General features: G+C 43.7%; 19 protein-coding genes. 1 reads left to right on the top strand and 18 read right to left on the bottom strand.

Going from position 1 to position 18,231, the window contains the following annotated elements; translation table 11 throughout:
• Positions 1-11 precede the first annotated feature (11 nt).
• Positions 12-968: a ring-cleaving dioxygenase gene (locus tag H7F25_RS05025; protein WP_149125721.1), complete on the bottom strand. Its 957-nt coding sequence runs from the start codon at positions 966-968 to the stop codon at positions 12-14.
• 329 nt (positions 969-1,297) lie between these two features.
• On the opposite strand from H7F25_RS05025, the gene H7F25_RS05020 reads away from it, so the two are divergent.
• Entirely contained in the window at positions 1,298-2,620 is a 1,323-nt protein-coding gene (locus H7F25_RS05020) for an APC family permease (protein WP_034623410.1), read from the top strand.
• A 174-nt stretch (positions 2,621-2,794) separates the two neighbouring features.
• Here the strand turns inward: H7F25_RS05020 and H7F25_RS05015 are convergent, their stop codons facing one another.
• The 17 genes from H7F25_RS05015 to H7F25_RS04935 all read right to left on the bottom strand — a co-directional run bounded on the left by H7F25_RS05015 (position 2,795) and on the right by H7F25_RS04935 (position 18,125).
• Positions 2,795-3,124 carry a hypothetical protein gene (locus H7F25_RS05015; RefSeq protein WP_024426788.1) on the bottom strand — a complete coding sequence of 110 codons (330 nt, stop codon included), beginning with the start codon at positions 3,122-3,124 and terminating at the stop codon, positions 2,795-2,797.
• A gap of 63 nt (positions 3,125-3,187) precedes the next feature.
• Entirely contained in the window at positions 3,188-4,144 is a 957-nt protein-coding gene (locus H7F25_RS05010; RefSeq protein ID WP_024424944.1) for a sugar-binding transcriptional regulator, read from the bottom strand.
• A gap of 93 nt (positions 4,145-4,237) precedes the next feature.
• Positions 4,238-5,023 (bottom strand): SDR family NAD(P)-dependent oxidoreductase, encoded by a 786-nt coding sequence (locus H7F25_RS05005; RefSeq protein ID WP_149126686.1) that lies wholly within the window; start codon positions 5,021-5,023, stop codon positions 4,238-4,240.
• Entirely contained in the window at positions 5,001-5,702 is a 702-nt protein-coding gene (locus H7F25_RS05000; protein ID WP_258521777.1) for an SDR family NAD(P)-dependent oxidoreductase, read from the bottom strand. Before H7F25_RS05000 ends, H7F25_RS05005 begins: the two co-directional genes overlap by 23 nt.
• A 25-nt stretch (positions 5,703-5,727) precedes the next feature.
• On the bottom strand, positions 5,728-7,110 hold the full coding sequence (gene lpdA / locus H7F25_RS04995) for a dihydrolipoyl dehydrogenase (RefSeq protein ID WP_185854357.1): 1,383 nt from the start codon (positions 7,108-7,110) through the stop codon (positions 5,728-5,730).
• Positions 7,111-7,122: 12 nt separating this feature from the next.
• Positions 7,123-8,448, bottom strand: coding sequence for a dihydrolipoamide acetyltransferase family protein (locus H7F25_RS04990; RefSeq protein WP_185854356.1), 1,326 nt, complete (start codon positions 8,446-8,448; stop codon positions 7,123-7,125).
• A 17-nt stretch (positions 8,449-8,465) separates the two neighbouring features.
• On the bottom strand, positions 8,466-9,446 hold the full coding sequence (locus tag H7F25_RS04985) for an alpha-ketoacid dehydrogenase subunit beta (RefSeq protein ID WP_034281944.1): 981 nt from the start codon (positions 9,444-9,446) through the stop codon (positions 8,466-8,468).
• Between the two features lie 31 nt (positions 9,447-9,477).
• Positions 9,478-10,461, bottom strand: coding sequence for a pyruvate dehydrogenase (acetyl-transferring) E1 component subunit alpha (gene pdhA / locus H7F25_RS04980; RefSeq protein ID WP_024424949.1), 984 nt, complete (start codon positions 10,459-10,461; stop codon positions 9,478-9,480).
• 180 nt (positions 10,462-10,641) lie between these two features.
• A complete protein-coding gene (locus H7F25_RS04975; RefSeq protein WP_151862992.1) occupies positions 10,642-11,673 on the bottom strand; it encodes an alcohol dehydrogenase catalytic domain-containing protein in 1,032 nt (343 codons plus the stop codon).
• A complete protein-coding gene (locus H7F25_RS04970; RefSeq protein ID WP_133743912.1) occupies positions 11,670-12,116 on the bottom strand; it encodes a hypothetical protein in 447 nt (148 codons plus the stop codon). Before H7F25_RS04970 ends, H7F25_RS04975 begins: the two co-directional genes overlap by 4 nt.
• A gap of 60 nt (positions 12,117-12,176) precedes the next feature.
• A complete protein-coding gene (locus H7F25_RS04965; protein WP_003212259.1) occupies positions 12,177-12,455 on the bottom strand; it encodes a PTS sugar transporter subunit IIB in 279 nt (92 codons plus the stop codon).
• A gap of 19 nt (positions 12,456-12,474) precedes the next feature.
• Positions 12,475-13,848, bottom strand: a complete 1,374-nt coding sequence (locus H7F25_RS04960) for a PTS galactitol transporter subunit IIC (RefSeq protein ID WP_024426780.1) — start codon at positions 13,846-13,848, stop codon at positions 12,475-12,477.
• Positions 13,849-13,902: 54 nt separating this feature from the next.
• On the bottom strand, positions 13,903-14,370 hold the full coding sequence (locus tag H7F25_RS04955; RefSeq protein WP_024424952.1) for a PTS sugar transporter subunit IIA: 468 nt from the start codon (positions 14,368-14,370) through the stop codon (positions 13,903-13,905).
• Positions 14,371-14,608: 238 nt separating this feature from the next.
• Positions 14,609-15,340 (bottom strand): sulfate/molybdate ABC transporter ATP-binding protein, encoded by a 732-nt coding sequence (locus H7F25_RS04950; protein ID WP_024424953.1) that lies wholly within the window; start codon positions 15,338-15,340, stop codon positions 14,609-14,611.
• A 15-nt stretch (positions 15,341-15,355) separates the two neighbouring features.
• Positions 15,356-16,225, bottom strand: a complete 870-nt coding sequence (gene cysW, locus H7F25_RS04945; RefSeq protein ID WP_172880986.1) for a sulfate ABC transporter permease subunit CysW — start codon at positions 16,223-16,225, stop codon at positions 15,356-15,358.
• Between the two features lie 5 nt (positions 16,226-16,230).
• On the bottom strand, positions 16,231-17,076 hold the full coding sequence (gene cysT / locus H7F25_RS04940; RefSeq protein WP_044334582.1) for a sulfate ABC transporter permease subunit CysT: 846 nt from the start codon (positions 17,074-17,076) through the stop codon (positions 16,231-16,233).
• Between the two features lie 11 nt (positions 17,077-17,087).
• Positions 17,088-18,125: a sulfate ABC transporter substrate-binding protein gene (locus tag H7F25_RS04935; protein ID WP_044334584.1), complete on the bottom strand. Its 1,038-nt coding sequence runs from the start codon at positions 18,123-18,125 to the stop codon at positions 17,088-17,090.
• Between the last annotated feature and the right edge of the window lie 106 nt (positions 18,126-18,231).

Here is an 18,231-nt window from a genome sequence, read left to right as displayed (position 1 = left end):
GCTGCTTTTTTTTATGACGACTGAATTGGCGTTAATCTTTGTTCAATTTCTGCTCGTTTATGCTCTAGGAACGGCGGAAGGGCTAATTGATCGCCAAGTACATCCACCCCTTCATCGACTGTAAACCCAGGACCATCTGTTGAAATTTCAAATAAAATACCATTTGGCTCTCTAAAGTAAAGAGCTTTAAAGTAAAAACGTTCTACAACACCAGAGTTCGTAAAGCCTGCTTTTGAGATTTTTTCATACCATTTTTCAAGCTCTTCTGCATCCTTCACGCGAAATGCGACGTGATGCACACTGCCTCTGCCGGAACGTTCAGAAGGCCCTTCTGTTTTTTCAATCACATGAATTTCTGTTCCAGCACCGCCATTTCCTGATTCAAAAATGGTCACGATCTCACCATCATTTGATTGTTCACGTGCTCTTTCAGTGAATCCAAGGATGTCTGTTAAAACACGGATCGTCTTATCAGCTTCTGCAACAGTTAATTCAACTGGACCTAAACCTCTAATCGCAAACTCTGCCGGAATATCGTCATGCACTGGCGGTGAGCCTGCCTTTTGCGTATTCGGTTCTACTGTTAAAAACAGCTGCTGCCCTTCTGGGTCTTTAAAACGCAAAGCAGGTCTTCCGCCTCTCAAGGAAGCTGTTTCTTGCTGCACGCCTTTATCTTCAAACCGTTTTTCCCAAAACGTGAGTGCCTCTTCAGAAGAAACGAGAAGACCTGTGCTTGTGATCGCATTTGTCCCTTCCAAACGGCGGGCAAGCATTGGAATTTCAAAGAATGTTAGCTCTGTTCCTGGTGAAGCGACCTCATCTCCATAAAACAAGTGGTACATAGACGGATCATCCTGATTGACTGTTTTCTTTACAAGTTTTAAGCCAAGGATTTGGCGGTAGAAATCAACATTTTTCTGAGCATTGGCTGTTAACGCAGATACGTGGTGAATCCCATTGATTTTCATTATTTTCACTCCTATTTTAAAATATCTCGAATTCGAGATAATATCCTTATGAATAAAATAGTTCATTTTTCAAAAAAAGTCAACCATTTGGCTGCACGTTTACTGGTTGTTCGGTTTCCGGTCATTAAATTAACATTAAATCAAAAATAAACTTTTATTGTTCGTTTTTAACACAACATTTACCCTAATATCTCCAATAAATGAACACTTTTAAATACAAATACGAAAATCAGAAAATTTTTTTAATTCTTGTTTTCCTAAAATCGTATTACAATGAACAAAATACATGTCACAGTAACGTACGAAAGTGATGCAGGAGGTCGTGTGTAATGAACAAAGAACAACCAGCGTTAAAACAAGACATCGGCTTATTTTTCGCCCTATCTCTTGTCATCGGGACCATTATCGGGTCAGGCGTCTTTATGAAGCCAGGCAACGTCCTTTCCTATTCAGGAAGCTCAGACATCGCATTATTCGCTTGGCTGTTAGGTGGAATCTTAACCCTTGCAGGCGGACTGACTGTCGCTGAAATTGGTACACAAATCCCGAGAACTGGCGGTTTGTACGCCTATCTTGAAGAAGTGTATGGTGAATTTTGGGGCTACTTATGCGGCTGGGTGCAGATTATTATTTACGGACCTGCCATCATTGGTGCACTTGGTCTTTATTTTGGTTCATTATTAGCCAATTTATTTTCTCTTTCGACTTTATGGTCTACAACGATCGGCATTATCACCGTTTTATTTTTATGTATCATTAACATCATGGGAACAAAATACGGCGGATTTGTTCAGGGGCTGACCACTATCGGAAAGCTTGTCCCAATTGCCGCGATTATTGTGTTTGGCATATGGAAAGGTAACGAAAACATCTTCATGGCCGTCAACGATAGTATCGCTCAAATGAACTTCGGTGCAGCGATTTTGGCTACGCTGTTTGCCTATGATGGCTGGATTTTACTTGCTGCGCTTGGTGGTGAAATGAAAAACCCTGAGAAACTGCTTCCTCGCGCGATGGCAGGTGGAATTTTAATCGTGACGGCTTGTTATCTCTTTATTAATGTCGCACTTTTGCACGTGCTGCCAGCTGATCAAATCGTCCAGTTAGGTGAAAATGCAACAAGCACTGCTGCTACCATGCTCTTTGGACCAATTGGCGGGAAAATCATTAGTATTGGGATCATCATCAGTATCTTTGGCTGTTTGAACGGAAAGGTTCTTTCATTCCCACGTGTGATTTTTGCGATGGCAGAGCGAAAGCAGATTCCTTTCGCGAACGCGATTTCGCGGATTCACCCAACGTTTAAAACACCTTGGATCGCTGTATTTGTGCAAATTTTGATCGCCATTGTGTTTATGATCGTCAGTAATCCAGAGAAGCTGTCTGAGGTGTCGATTTTCATGATCTACATCTTTTATGTCATGGCCTTTTTCGCCGTCTTTAAGCTGAGAAAACAAAACAGCGGAATGAAGCGTGCGTACAGTGTACCACTTTACCCGCTGACACCGATCATTGCGATTATCGGTTCATTATTCGTTTTAATCAGCACCATGATCACCGATTGGAAAAGCTGCCTGATCTCCATGCTGATCGGGATGGCCGGACTGCCTATTTATTATTATATGAAAAAAGCACAAAAAGCAGAGCACTAAGCAGTGCTCTGCTTTTTTTCCTTCTTCTCAGCGTAATAGAAAACCTTTGCAGTCTAGGAAAGACGAGTACCGGAGCGGAGAGAATGTGACATTCGTGAGCACAGGAACAGAGGACTGACAAAAAATGCGAGGGTTTGCCTACACGCTGAAGCAGAGTGCTAAATGGTCTCTGCTTCATTTTTTATATTGTTTGATCACTTTGTATGATTCGTTTAAATATCTCATGAGCCGGTATGGCTTACTAAGCACGCGGATTGGGAGTCTTGAGATAAATCCATTCAGGTTCGACTTATATTCCTGCGTGATCCGCTTTGGCTTTGTTGCTATTTTCTCGTATACTTCCTTGTAAAATTCCTTCATGATGTCGACTTGCACACTGATCTTTTGATGACACTCTGTACACTCAACGCTTTTCATCTGATCATTCACATAAACGATGCTGTGGAGGGTCTCTTCTTGGCACCGAGTACAGTGTAGGTTTGCTTCCATTTCGGTTTTCTTCAAGATACACAGCTCCTTTCTCGTTTGATGTTGCTCTTGTTATACCATTCGAACGCTGCCAGTCTTTTATTGAACGGATGCTTCCTTTAAAATGGCTGCCGCCGTTAGTTCGTCTGTCACCAGTACTTGGATGAAGCCGCCATTTAAAGCCCCTAAAATGCTCTCAGCTTTATGGGTTCCTTCTACAACAGCGATGACCGTTTTGACGCTCTTTAATTGTTCCAGCGATAAGCCAATGACCTTTTGATTCAGTTCATCTTGAACAGGTTTTCCTTCTCCATCAAAGAAACGAAAGCCAATATCACCGACAGCCCCTGATTGCCTTAAACCAGATAAGTCCTCTTCTTTTAAATAACCGACTGTTTTTAAAGTTGACCCTTTATGTGGGTTGCCAATACCGATGAGGGCAATATCCACATTTCTGCCTTCTTCAAGCACAGCTTCTATGTCCTGCATCGCCATAAGCCGTTCTTTTAATTCTTCTGTTTCTAAAATCGCAGGGGCATATAAATAGGAACACGTGCCGTTCATTTTCTTTGCCAGCTCATATGCCAGCTGATTGGCATGAATGTCGACCGCCTGCCTGCCCATTCCGCCTTCTAAAGGAATGACCTTCACATCATTTCTTCGTTCAAAAGGATATTCTTTGACAAGCTCAGCAAGCGTCGTGCCCCATGAAATACCGATTTTCTCCGCATTTTTCATGTTTTTAGACAAATAATAGGCGCCTGCTTGACCGACTGCCCGCTTCACCATCTCAGACATTGTCCCGACACTTGGGACAACGACCGCATCTGTTAATTGAAAGGTTGTTTCTAGCTGCTTTTCAAGTTCCACCGTATGAATGCTTTCGTCTTTAATGTACACTTCAACGATTCCCACATCTTTCGCTTTTTGTAAGAGCTTTGAAATGACTGGTCTTGAGACATTGAGCTTTTTTGCAATTTCCTGCTGCGTCCACCCGTCTGTATAATAAAGATGAGCAACTTTGACGAGCTGTCGTCTTTCTTCCCAATTCAGCATGTGACATCATCCTTTTAATATACTATGATTACCAGTATACCAAACATTCGTTTCCAATTGGAACAATTGTTATGAAAATGACAAAAAGAGCGATTAACTCTCCGCTCTTTTTCCCTCAGTATATTTCGGCTGATACGTTCTCCCTCCGTCTAACAGGATAATTTGTCCGTGCAAATAACTCCCCTCGCCACGTGTGAGAAATAAAGTGAGTCCTGCAATATCCTCAGGCTTTCCTAATCTTCCGATGGGAATGAGTGATTGCAGCTGCCGTTTCTCCTCTACAGTAGGATAGAGCGTATCAAGCATTTGAGATTCAATGACGCGGGGGGCAATCACATTGATGCGTATATGATGCGAGCCTAGTTCTTTTACGAGCGAACGCATCAATCCAAAAGCCCCTGCTTTTGATGCATAATATTGAATACCGCCGCCTGATCCGGTGATTGCCGATCCCGATCCAATAATGACAACACTGCCTTCCTGCCGCTCACACATATAGGGTGCCAGCGCTTTGATGCAATAGTAAAGACCATATAAGTTCACAGCCAGTGTCTTTTTCCAAAGTGAAAAATCGACTTCTAAAAAAGGCAGTGATTTTGTCATTCCTGCTGAATACACAAGGTGAGCAATACCGCCCAGCTCCCTTTCAGCTGCTGATATCATTTGCTGAACACTTTCCCACGATGAAACGTCAGCTTGAAATATCAGCAGCTTGGGATACTGTGTCTTTAAGAGCGAAAGTCCCTTTTCGTCTATATCTGACACGGCGACTTGGTGCCCTTCTTTTAAAAACCGCTCAGCAATTTCTTTTCCGATCCCTTGGGCTCCGCCAACGATGAGAACTGGTTTTTGAACATTAGCCAGCACTCTCACCCCCATCAAGCATAATCGCCGCGCCATCTGTAAATGCACCATAGGATGTACTGAGAAACACCGTCATATGGGCCACAGTCTCCTTGATTTGCTCTGTATCAGGAACCAAATCGAGAGGCGGCGGCAGCAGCGCAAGCACCCGGATACCTTTGTCTTTAAATTCTCTCGCTAACCCTTTTGTCATGGCATTCAGCATAGAATTTGATGTAGCATGTGAGATCCCGCCATCCCCTGTGATACTGCCTGATGACGATATATTAATGATGCAGCCTTGCTTCTGATCAACCATATGCCATACGGCAGCCTGACTGGAAAGAAAGACGGTATTCACAGCCGATTCCACTTCATCCACCCACTCATCTGGGCTCACGTCATCAAGCTCTGCGTCCGCTCCTTGTTCAGCTTGATTGACCAAAATATCCAGTTTACCGCATGTATCAATCACTTGCCTCAGCATCTGTGTGGCATCACGCGGCGTTTCCAGCGGGTTCTGAATGATACTCGCTTGACCGCCCATTTTTTGAATGTCTTCACGAATGGTTTTAGCCTTTAATTCATCATGAAACGTGTGTAAAAAAACATGTGCACCTGCCCGGGCTAAAGCCAGGCAGATGGCTTCTCCAAATCCATCTGTGCTACCTGTCACAAGTGCCGCTTTCTGATGAAGCTGGACGTGCACATGCATCTCCTCCCTATCCCTTGTTTGGCATTTATTTTCTCAGCTTACTCACGATATCAAGTGCTGCTTCATAAAAACCTTCTGAGATGGTCGGATGCGGATGAATCATTTTCGCCATCTCTTCTGCTGTTCCTTCTAAATACATAAAGGAGGAAGCTTCTGAAATCATCTCTGTGACGTGCGGGCCAACCATCGTCGCACCAATCAGTTCACCATAGGCTGTATCGTATACCAATTTAATAAAACCTGTTTGCTCGCCTGCCGCTAGTGCTTTACCACTTGCTGCTAAATCAAATCGTTCTGCCCGCACGTTAAGTCCTTTGGCTTTTGCCTCTTTTTCAGTTAGACCAACACTTGCTACCTCTGGTAATGTATAAATACATCTAGGCATGATATCAGCATTTATTTTTTCAGACACACCGCAAATATTACTGACCGCAACAGCGGCCTCTGCCATCGCTGCGTGAGCAAGCTGATAGCCGCCAGCGACATCCCCAACTGCATAGACACCTTCCACGCTTGTCTGCATCTTGTCGTTCACCTTGATAAAAGGACCATCCAACTGAAGGTCAAGCTGGCTGACAGCAGAAACGCTAGGTCTTCTTCCTACACAAACAAGCAGTCTTTCAGCCGTAAAGATATGCGTCTCTCCTTTATCGTCTGATGCATGAACCGCTTTGATTCCTTCGCTTTCCGTCACCTCTGTCACAGTGGTTTTTTTCGCGATATGGATGCCTTTTTTCTTTAATTCTCTTTCTAGCAGCTTAGATGCTTCCTCATCCTCTTGCGGAATAATAGACGGAGCCGCTTCGATAATCGTGACTTTTGATTGAAGACTCTGGAAGATACAAGCCAGCTCAAGTCCAATGACACCGCCGCCAATGATGACGACAGAAGCCGGAATATCTGGAATGTCAAAGATTGTATCACTTGTGTCAAATTGAATGTCTTTAAGGCCCGGTATTGGCGGAATGGCAGGTGAAGATCCAGTAGCAATGATGAGTTCTTTCGTTTCGATCGATTCTGCCCCATCTTGCTTTTCAATCTCAATCCGGTGCTTTGTAACAGCTGTACCTCTGCCGTTATATACATCAATCTTTCCTTGCTTTAATAAAAAGGCAATTCCGCCTCTGAGCTTTTCAATGACGTCATCTTTGCGCTTTCTCATTTTATCGAAGGAAAGGACCAAATCACCTGTTTCAATTCCCCAGCTTTTCGCCTTCTCAATTGATTCAATGACTTCTGCATGTTTGAGCAGCGTCTTTGAAGGAATACAGCCCCGATTTAAACAAGTACCGCCTAGAAAATCCTCTTCAATCAATGCGACCTTCCGTCCACGCTCAGCTGCTTGAAGGGCGGCAGTATACCCGCCAGGCCCTCCGCCAATGACTGTCAGATCATACGTTTTCGTCATCCGATTCATCTCCTACATTAGCAATTCAAATGGTTGTTCAAGCACTTTTTTAAGATCTGTTAAAAAGGCAGCCGCTGGTGCGCCATCTACCACTCGGTGATCAAACGATAAACTAACGCCCATCATCGGCCGCACCTGAATTTCTCCATCTACTACAACAGGTTTTTCTTGAATGCGCCCAACCCCTAAGATCGCCACTTCCGGCTGATTAATAATCGGGGTAAAGGTATCAATGGCATACATCCCTAAGTTACTAATGGTAAAAGTGGACCCTTTCAGCTGGTCTGGCAGCAGTTTTTGGTCACGTGCGTTTCGGCCGATTTCTTTCGCCTCTTTTGTCAGCTGTTTTAACCCTTTTTGGTTCGCATGAGAAATGACTGGAACCATTAAGCCATCTTTTACAGCGACAGCGAGACCAATGTGCACATCATCATGGAAATGGAGCTCATTTTGTTCAAACGTCATATTGATCTGCGGGTGGCGTGTGAGTACGTTGCTGACCGCATGAATGATAATTTCTGTGAACGACAGTCTGTAGCCTGTCTCTTTTTCAATCGCTGGCAATAGCTGTTTGCGTACTTCTTTCGCTTTTGTCATATCGATTTCACTTGTTAATGTCACGTGTGGTGCTGTAAAGGCACTTTGTGACATGCGGTCAGCAATCACTTTTCTCATGCCAGCTAGTTTTTGTGTTTTCGCTGGAGAAGACTCTACTGTTTGTGCAGCTGCTGCCGTTACATCACTCTTCATAATTTTTCCGTGTGCACCAGATCCAGCAACATTCGCTAAATTGATTCCTTCACGAGCAGCCACTTTTTCTGCAAGCGGTGACACGCGCTGATCTTTCTCACTAGAGTGGACGGCCGCCTCGACGTCACGCTTTTGAACTCTGCCTTTAGGTCCTGTGCCAGATACCTCATGAATCGCTACATGATGATCTTTTGCCGTTTTTCTCGCCGCAGGTGTGGCACGTACTTTTTCATTAGGTGTTTTTGGGGCTTCAGTAGAACTGGATGAAGCCGCTTCTGATGAAGACGATTCGCTGCTGTCTGGTGAATCTTCATCTGATTGTGCTGGCGGTTCGCTTGGCACCTGTTCATTTGCCTCTCCGATGTATCCAATGACAGCATTAACTGGAATTTGATCATCGGCTTCATAATATTTCTTTAGAAAAATACCATCATCATAGGCTTCCACCTCAATATTGATCTTGTCTGTCATAATTTCAAAAAGAGGCTCACCGATTTCAACCGAATCTCCTTCTTCTTTAAACCATTGAAGCAAGGTGCCGACTTCCATCGTACTGCTCAGCTTCGGCATAAATATCTCTTTTGGCATGATCTTCTCCCCTTTACTTAAGAGCGCACAAGCTCTTTTGCTGCTTCAATAATATCTGGCACTTGTGGAATGACCGCTTTTTCCAGCGTCGGGTTGTATGGTATTGGGACCGCAAGACCGCCAAGTCGTTTAATTGGAGCATCTAAGTAGTCAAAGGCTTCACTTTCCGCTATCATACTTGCAATCTCTCCGCCATAGCCGCCTCGTTTTACCGCTTCATGAACGACGATACATTTACCTGTTTTCTTCACAGATTCGATAATCGTTTCTTCATCTAATGGGACGAGTGTTCTTGGGTCAATGATTTCAACATCGATTCCCTCTGCTTCTAGTTCCTTCGCCGCTTCTAACGCTTTGTGTACCATAATCGCTGTTGCTACAATCGTGACGTCTTTCCCGCTTCTTTTCACATCTGCTTTCCCTAGAGGAATGGAATATTGCTCTTCAGGCACTTCACCGATTGTTTTATATAAAAGCTTGTGCTCGTAGAAAATGACAGGGTTGTCATCATCCATCGCCGCTTTTAAAAGTCCTTTTGCATCATAGGCTGTTGAAGGCTGAACCACTTTAAGTCCTGGAATATGCGCCATCCACGCTTCTAGGCTTTGGGAGTGCTGCGCCGCTGCGCCCGTTCCTGATCCTGCTGGTGTTCTTACGACAAGCGGCACCTTTCCTTTTCCGCCAAACATGTATCGTGTTTTGGCTGCTTGGTTCACAAGCTGATCCATTGCGATTGTGATAAAGTCAGAGAATTGAAGTTCTAAAATCGGACGCATACCAGTTAAAGCCGCTCCGACTGCCCCACCTGCGATGGCAGCCTCTGAGATAGGTGTATTGCGAACGCGCTCTGGACCGAATTCTTCAATCATGCCGCGCGTGACCCCAAAAGCACCTCCATATACGCCGATATCTTCACCTAAAATGAAGACATCTTGGTTTTCTCTCATTTCCTGACTCATTGCCTCTCGAACGGCTTCTAAATACGAAATCTCTCTCACTGTTGTTTTTGTCACGTGATTCCCCTCCTAATTAGGCGTATACATCCTCTAATAGTGTGTCAATTGACGGTTCTTTACTGTTTTTGGCGAATTCGACAGACGCTTCAATTTCCTGCTTTGCTTCTTCCTGTAAGCTTGCTGCCTGCTCTTCTGTCAAAACATTTAGTTCAATCAAGAGAGACTTAAAGCGTTTGATTCCGTCTTTTTGTCTCCACTCTGTCTCTTCTTCACGTGTACGGTATTTTTTCGCATCACTCTTAGAGTGACCCTTCCAGCGGTACGTTTTCATTTCAATGAGTGATGGGCCTTCTCCCGCTCTCGCACGGCTGACTGCTTCATCAACTGTGTTCATAATTTCGACCATGTCATTTCCATCAACCGTTTTTCCTGGCATTCCGTAGCTTTCTGCTCTTGTTGAAATGTCTTCAATGTTGATCATTTCTTTCACAGGGCCAGACATGCCGTACTGGTTATTTTCACAAATAAACACAACTGGTAAATCCCAAATAGACGCAAGGTTTAATGCTTCATGGAAGCTGCCTTCATTTGTGGCACCATCTCCGAAGAAACAAAGAACAACAAAGCCTTCCTGCTTCATTTTAGATGTGAGCGCTGCACCTGTTGCCAGCGGGATACCGCCGCCAACGATTCCATTTGCCCCAAGATTTCCTTTTTCTAAGTCCGCAATATGCATGGAGCCGCCTTTTCCTTTACAATAGCCGGTTTCACGTCCAAACAATTCAGCCATCATTTTATTAACCTCGGCCCCTTTTGCAATACAGTGACCGTGTCCCCTGTGTGTGCTGACGATCTTATCTTTATCTTCTAATACGGCAATCGATCCAACAGCTGACGCTTCCTGTCCAACACATAAATGAGTGGTGCCATGGATAAGTCCTTTTGCAAAAAATTGATCGACCTTTTCATCAAAATATCTCACTAACCACATTTGTTTATATAAATCTGCTAATTTCTCATGACTAATCTGTTCAGGCAAAGTGATTTGTTTTTGCATTTCTTCTCTCCCCTTTACATTTGTTCTTATGTGTTACATTTGTAATTATCATACGTTTAAGTGTCATCGAAGTCAAGCATTTCTCTCTCATTTTTAAGCGTTTTCATCTTTTATCAGAAAAAAAGAGAAAGGCAAAGCCCTTTTCCAAAGAACTTCTCTTTCTCTTTTAATCTCATACACTCATTCATCTGGATACATCATGATTTTGACGCTCTCACCCTCAGGATGCCTTGCACATTCTATCGCCTGAAGCAGCTGGCTTAACGGATAACGATGCGTCACCATCTTTTCAGTGTTGACCACTTTTGCTTTCAAAAGCTCAAGGGCTTCACGATAATGATATGGATGCGAGGAATAGGCTCCTACTACCTTCACTTCATCATTGAAAAATCGTTCAGCAGGAATGGCCACATCTCCCTTTGGAAAATGAGCAAACACCAAAATCGTCCCGCCCCGCGCTACAGCCTGAAACGCTTCTTTTAAAAGCGCACTGCTCCCAACAGAAATAATGACAAGGTCTGCTCCCTTTCCATCTGTTTCTTTCATCACCCGGTTTTCAACCGGCTCAGCTGCTGGATGGAAGGAGGCGTCTGCACCTAAACTCCTCGCTTGCAGCAGCCTGTTCTCATTCACATCTGTTATCATCACTTTCCCAGCCAAATAATATTTGGCGAGCTGCAATTGAATACAGCCAATTTGCCCCGCTCCAAGGATCAATACGGAATCTCCTGGGTGAACAGGAGCTCGTTCAAACCCATGCAGACAGCAGGCTACCGGTTCTACCATCGCCCCTTGCTCATACGATACGTCTTTTGGAAGCTTGCCCATCGTGTGCTTGACATGCAAAGCAGGTACACGGATATATTCTGAAAACCCGCCCGGCTCTACATTTGTGGCTGTAAACTGCGGGCACATCGTATAAAATCCCTTTTGACAAAAGTCACAGGTGAAACAAGGCACATGATGCGCCACATAGACCCTGTCTCCCGTCTGGACATTTGTCACACGCTTGCCGGTCTCGACAATATCACCAGCGATTTCATGTCCTAACACCGTCCCAGAAGGTACTGTCTCATGTGTTGCTTTGTAAATATCCGTTCCGCATAAGCCGCAGGCTTGCAGCTTTAACAAAACTTCATCATCACCGATGACTGGCCGGTTCCGCTCCTCATACCGAATGTCCTCTGAAGAATAAAAGACAGCTGATTTCATGTAGCGGCATCCTCCTTTTCATCACCCTTCGCAAAATCCTGCAGTGTTTGAACAAGCTGCTTGTACTCACTCATCTCACTTGATATCCAGTAGCGCCCTCCGAATATCCGGGCTGGTCCCACCCTGACATAGACTTTCCCAATATGAGGATATGGCTTTAAAAAAAGCTTTCCTTTAATATCAGAAACTGCATATGTGTGCCATCTGCCAAAAGCCCCTATCTTCAGTTGATCTTCACTAATGACGACGTTTGTCGGCTGGTTCAGTCCTGTAATACTAGAGAGCATGAGAATAGGCAGCGTATAAACGCCTAACACAGCTAAAGGCTCAGGTCCTGCTGACCATAACGTATAAAGAGACCAGAGAAAAAACAGACAGATGAGCACAGCCGGAAGAAAAATAGACAACAGTGCAGACGTTCGGCTATAAGCATGATGCTGCATGAGACTTCCTCCTTTCAGATCACTAGAAGGAGCCCGAAAGCTCCTCCATGCAATAACTCTCTACTTGATATGATCGATGATTTTCTCGATATCATCTTCAATACCAAATCCAGTTAAAAAGGATAATGTTTGAATCACAGGTGTCCCTTTGGTATCACTTACAGGCGTTGTCGTCACAATTAAATCGGCGCCCTCCGCTTTTTGCGGGACTTCAGATGCCTTACACTGTTCCACGACGACATCATATCCTTTTTCCTTTAACGTCTCTTCTACCTTTTTAGCCACAACCGTTGATGTTGCAACTGCCGTTCCGCATGATACTAATATTTTCTTCGCCATTAGAATCCCTCCAGCTCATTTATTGTTCTTTTTGATCTAAGCCCATTTCTTTCGCATACTGCTTTTTAATATCATTTCGCACCCAGTACCATAGAAGCGCATAAGCCAGAGCACAGATAATCGCTGCAATAAAGTAAGGGTTGCTCGGATCAAGAAGTCTCACCATGATCCAAGGAATGACGTGAGAACCAAGATCAATACCTGAAATCATGTTTGCCCCTTCTGGGAAATCAAAGCCGACTGCTTTCCCCATGGTTGTCGCAAGCGGTGCAAGGTTCGTTGCGATAAAGAAGACAATCATTAATGTAAAAATACTGTTAATAAGACCGCGAATAATATTTCCACGCGCGGCTGCTACTGCCCAGACAACTGTAAATGGCAGAACCGATAAGTCAGCAAACGGGAGCATGCCATTGTAAGGCAGGACAACTGCGAGCAAAATCGTAATCGGCACCATTAAAAGGGCTACCGCCATATTCGCTGGATGACCAATCACAATCGCTGTATCTAAACCAATATAGACATTTTTCCCAGGGAAACGCTTTTGAATATAAGAACGAGCGCCCTCAGAGATTGGAATGAGCCCTTCCATTAATAGCGCAACCATTCTTGGCATTAAGACAAGAACTGCTGCCATTTGAATACCGAGCGTCATCACACCTTTTGCATCATAGCCGCCGAGAAGACCAATAATGATACCAAGTATGAGACCCATCACAAGCGGTTCGCCAAAAATGCCAAAGCGTTTCTTCAATGTTTCTGGATCAGCATGAATTTTGTTTAAACCAGGGATCTTATCAATGATGCGGTTGGACGCATACATCAGCGGGGCGAAGTTGACCGTTTCAGCATGAGCCATCGATACGCCTTTTAATCCGAAATGGTGTTCAATTGTCGGCGCCGTCCAATCGGCTAATTTTAGCGTGATCGCAGAGACAATCAAGCCAACAGCAAGAGCCAAGAACATATTATGATAAGCGTAGTAAGTAACAGAGGCTGCGAAAATCAAATGCCAGAAGTTCCAAATATCCACATTCAGCGTTTTCGTAAAGTTCACGGACAATAAGATGACATTTAGTAAAAGCACAAGAGGAATCATGAGCGGGGCAACGGGTGTACCAAAGGATATGGCAGCTCCAATCGGCCATCCAACATCCAAAATATCGAGCTTTAGCCCAAGGGAATTAACCATGGCTTTTGCTGCTGGCCCTAGACCGCTCACGAGCAAATTAATGACAAGATTAACACCGACAAATCCAATTCCGATCGTAATACCGGCCCTGAAGGATTTCTTAAAGCCCTGCCTTAAAATCATACCGAAAAGCGTCATAATAATCGGGAGCATAATAGTTGGTCCAAGGTCTAATATAAAATCGACGGCTTGCTTGATCATACATCCACCTCCTGAATTTTTTCAGATAAAGCGCTTACATATTTCCGTGAATGGCTATTGGTTTAATTCTTGCTGAAGCACGTCAACTGCTTCTTCATAAGATGTCATGTGTGAGAGCTTTGTCATCACTTCTTCTTTTCTAAAAAGTGTCATCAGCTTCTCCAGCATCACAAGCTGTTTGCTAGGCTCAGAGATTGCTAGGACAAACACAATTTTGGCTTGCACTGTTTCATCAGGGCTTCCCATCTTATGGAAAATGACAGGTTCCTTTAAAGTAGCTACACTAATCGCTGGTTTGTTCACATGCTCAGGATCTGTATGCGGAATCGCTACCCCAAAGGCTGCCAGTGGAAGGCCTGTAGGATATGTTTTTTCTCTTTCAAGCACTGCTGGTAAAAAGCTCGATTTAATGTACCCTCCAGCTTCTAACCGCCCTGCTAAATATGTGGTCACCTCCTCTCTCGAAGATGCTTCGAACTGCAGCTTAATCAGTTGTTCATCTAACTCAAACAAGCTGTTCAAACAACCACCCCTTTCATTTGGTATAAATATGAACACATGTAACAAAAGAAAGAACATTTTAGAATAGAACCTTTTATAAAGCGCTTACAATTATGCGTTCTGAAAAATGTTCAATACTGTTACCTTTGTAAAGATATTATAATATTCAAAATTATAAGTCAATGTCCCTAGGGAAATTTAAATAAAAAAAGACGCAGTCATCACCGCGTCTCTTCCTTCTAATCTTCTATACTGCTTGTTAAATGTGGCTTCCTATATCTAAAAATTCAGATACAAATAGATTGTCTGTCTGCACTGCCATTTCTTCCTTTGTGCCAATTTTTTCGATTCTTCCTTCATTCATCACCACAACACGATCAGCAATATCGAATGCTTCTTCTTGATCATGTGTCACAAAAATGGTGGTCATTTGAAAGTCACGATGAACTTTTTTCAGCCAATGCCTTAATTCTTTCCTCACCTTTGTATCAAGTGCACCAAAAGGTTCATCTAAGAGGAGTGCCTTCGGCTGAACGGCAAGTGCGCGCGCCAGTGCCACACGCTGCTTTTGCCCGCCTGACAGCTGATCTGGATACCGCTGCTCAAACTGCGTAAGCTGAACAACCTCTAAAAGCTCATGTACCCGCTCTTTGATGTCTTTTTTAGGCAGTCTTTCTCCTCTAGGTTTCATTTTCAGCCCATATGCCACATTATCAAAAACCGTCATATTTCGAAAAAGTGCATATTGCTGAAATACAAAACCGATCTGCCGTTTTCGTACTGGAATGTGTGTGTAATCCTGATCTCCAAATAAAATCTGTCCGTTATTGGCATAATCAAGACCTGCAATGATTCTTAATAAAGTCGTTTTCCCAGAGCCAGATGGTCCTAGTAAAGAGATCAATTCACCATTTCTTATCGATAAATCCACGTTTTGCAAAACCTTTGTCTGACCAAATTGTTTTGATATTTGTTTTGCTGTAATCCCCAAGGCCGATCCCTCCATTTATGTTGAGCGCTTGCCAAGCCGGTGTTCCCTCTGCTGAATGATTTGCTTAATGATTAAAGTAATGACTGCCACAAACGCCATGAGAGACGCCACAGCAAAAGCGGCTTGAAATTGGTACTCATTGTATAAAATTTCGATATGAAGCGGCATCGTATTGGTCATGCCTCGAATATGACCTGATACAACCGACACGGCACCAAATTCACCAATCGCTCTTGCCCCGGCTAAAATGACACCGTAAAAAAGAGCCCATTTGATATTCGGCAGTGTCACAAAGAAAAAAGTCTTCCATCCGTTTGCACCAAGTGTGAGCGATGCTTCCTCCTCATGAATGCCTTCATGCTGCATAAACGGGATTAATTCTCTAGCAATAAACGGAAATGTAACGAATATGGTGGCTAGGATCATGCCTGGTACAGAATAAATGACTTTCCATCCATTCGCCATAAGCCAAGGTCCTAAAAGCCCGTTTGAACCAAATAAAAGCACAAATACAAGTCCAGCAATCACAGGCGAAACGGCAAACGGGAGATCAATCACAGTCGTTAACAAACGTTTTCCGCGGAAATTAAATTTTGTGATAAGCCATGCAGCACTCACCCCAAAGATCATTTGAAGCGGCAAGGTGACGACGACAATGAAAACAGTCAATTTGATCGCCGCGAGTGTATCTGGATGTGAGATGGCCAGAAGGTATGAACTCCATCCTTTCTCAAATGCTTTTGAAAAAACGGCGATCAGCGGTATGAGTAAAAATAAAATCAAAAAAACATACACGACCGTAATCAAGAGGATTTTCACCCCTTTAGATTCGGTTACAGGACTTTTATACTGAACATGGTGCTGATGACTAAGCTCTCTCTCCAATGGTTTCACCTCACGTATACTTGTTTTTTCCGCTCAACATACCACTGAATGCCGTGAATCAATAACAGGATGAAAAACGAAAGAAGCAGCATCAAGCATGCAATCGCTGCTGCACCATGATAATCATATTGTTCAAGCTTGGACATGATCATCAGCGGTGTAATTTCTGTTTTAAACGGAATATTTCCAGCAATAAACACAACAGAGCCATATTCACCTAGTGCTCTTGCAAACGCAAGTGAAAATCCAGTCATCACCGCAGGAAACAAGGCAGGCAGCAGTATGTGAAAAAAGGTCTGTCTCCTTGTCGCTCCAAGAATCGCCGCAGCCTCTTCTACTTCCTGCTGCAGCCCTTCTATGACAGGCTGAACGGTTCTGATAACAAATGGAATGCCAATAAAAATCAGTGCCAAAATAATCCCAATCGGCGTGTATGCCACCTTGATATGCAGAAATTGACCAATCCATCCATTAGGAGAATAAAGGGTGGTTAGGGCAATACCTGCAACAGCTGTTGGGAGAGCAAAAGGCAAATCAATGAGAGCATCTAAAATTTTCTTTCCAGGGAATGTGTACCTGACGAGAACCCAGGCAATCAATACACCAAACCCTGCATTGATGAGAGCAGCTGCAAAGGAAGTCGTCACGGTCAGCTGAAGCGACTTCAATACTCTTGCATCGGTAAAAACCTTCCAAATCCCCTCTGCTCCTAATGAAGCCGTCCAAATAAATACCATGGATAAAGGAATGACGACAATCGCACTCACATAAACGAGCGTCACCCCAAGGCTCAGCCCAAATCCAGGCAATATACGTTTTCTTTTATTGGCGGCTGCATGTGCTTTCTTCATCACATCGCCCCCTATTTTTGTCCGCTGTATATTTGATCAAATAATCCGCCATCATCAAAAAATCTTTTCTGCGCTTTTCTCCACCCGCCAAACGCTTGATCAATCGTCACCATATCAATCTTTTTAAACTGGTCTTTATATTTGTTTAAGACTTCTGGATTTCTAGGACGATAATAGTTTTTCGCCGCAATTTCCTGCCCTTTTTTAGAATATAAATAATCTAAATAAGCCTTCGCCACTTTCTCTGTTCCTTTACGTTTCACATTTTGATCTACGACCGCAACAGGCGGCTCCGCTAGAATACTAATCGATGGGGTGACAATTTCAAATTTGTCTTTGCCTAGTTCGTGCTGCGTTAAATAGGCTTCATTCTCCCATGCAATTAACACATCCCCAAGTCCGCGTTCAACAAAGGTCGTTGTGGCTCCGCGTGCACCTGAATCAAGGACTTCGACATGTTCATATAGCTTTTTGACAAAATCCTTTGTTTTTTCTTCATTCCCATGAAATGTTTTATCGGCGTAGGCCCATGCAGCTAAGTAATTCCATCTCGCACCGCCGGACGTTTTCGGATTTGGCGTAATGATGGACACACCTGGCCGAATCAAGTCGTCCCAATCTTTAATATTTTTGGGATTCCCTTTCTTCACAAGAAACACAATGGTCGATGTATACGGTGTTGACTGATTTGGAAATTCTTTTTGCCAATCTTTTGAAAGCAGTCCGCGATCTGCAATCGCATCAATGTCATACCCTAAAGCCAGTGTTGCCACATCTGCCTCAAGTCCATCAATAATCGATCTTCCCTGCTTTCCTGATCCACCGTGAGACTGCTTGATCGTGACATCCTCACCTGTTTTGTCTTTCCAATACGTCTGAAAGGCTTGATTGTATTCCTGATACAATTCACGTGTAGGATCATACGAAACATTTAACAGCTCAACCTTTCCCTTTTGCTTTGAAGCTTCGTTTGCGTTTGAGCATGCAATACTCGTCACAGCCAAGACGAATATAATGGTCACGACCCAGATCCATTTCCACTTTTTCATGTTATCCCGCTCCCCCGTTATCAAAAATAGTGACACCAACCTTGCCGTTTCATACGCAAAAAAGACCCTTAGCCACCTGAAATACATCACAGTCCTGTACTTCAAA

Origin of the sequence: Bacillus sp. PAMC28571, assembly GCF_014250435.1 — a bacterium.
Classification (GTDB): domain Bacteria; phylum Bacillota; class Bacilli; order Bacillales; family Bacillaceae; genus Bacillus; species Bacillus safensis.
Note: the sequence above shows the minus strand (reverse complement) of the source record. Positions and strands in the feature narration are given on the sequence as shown.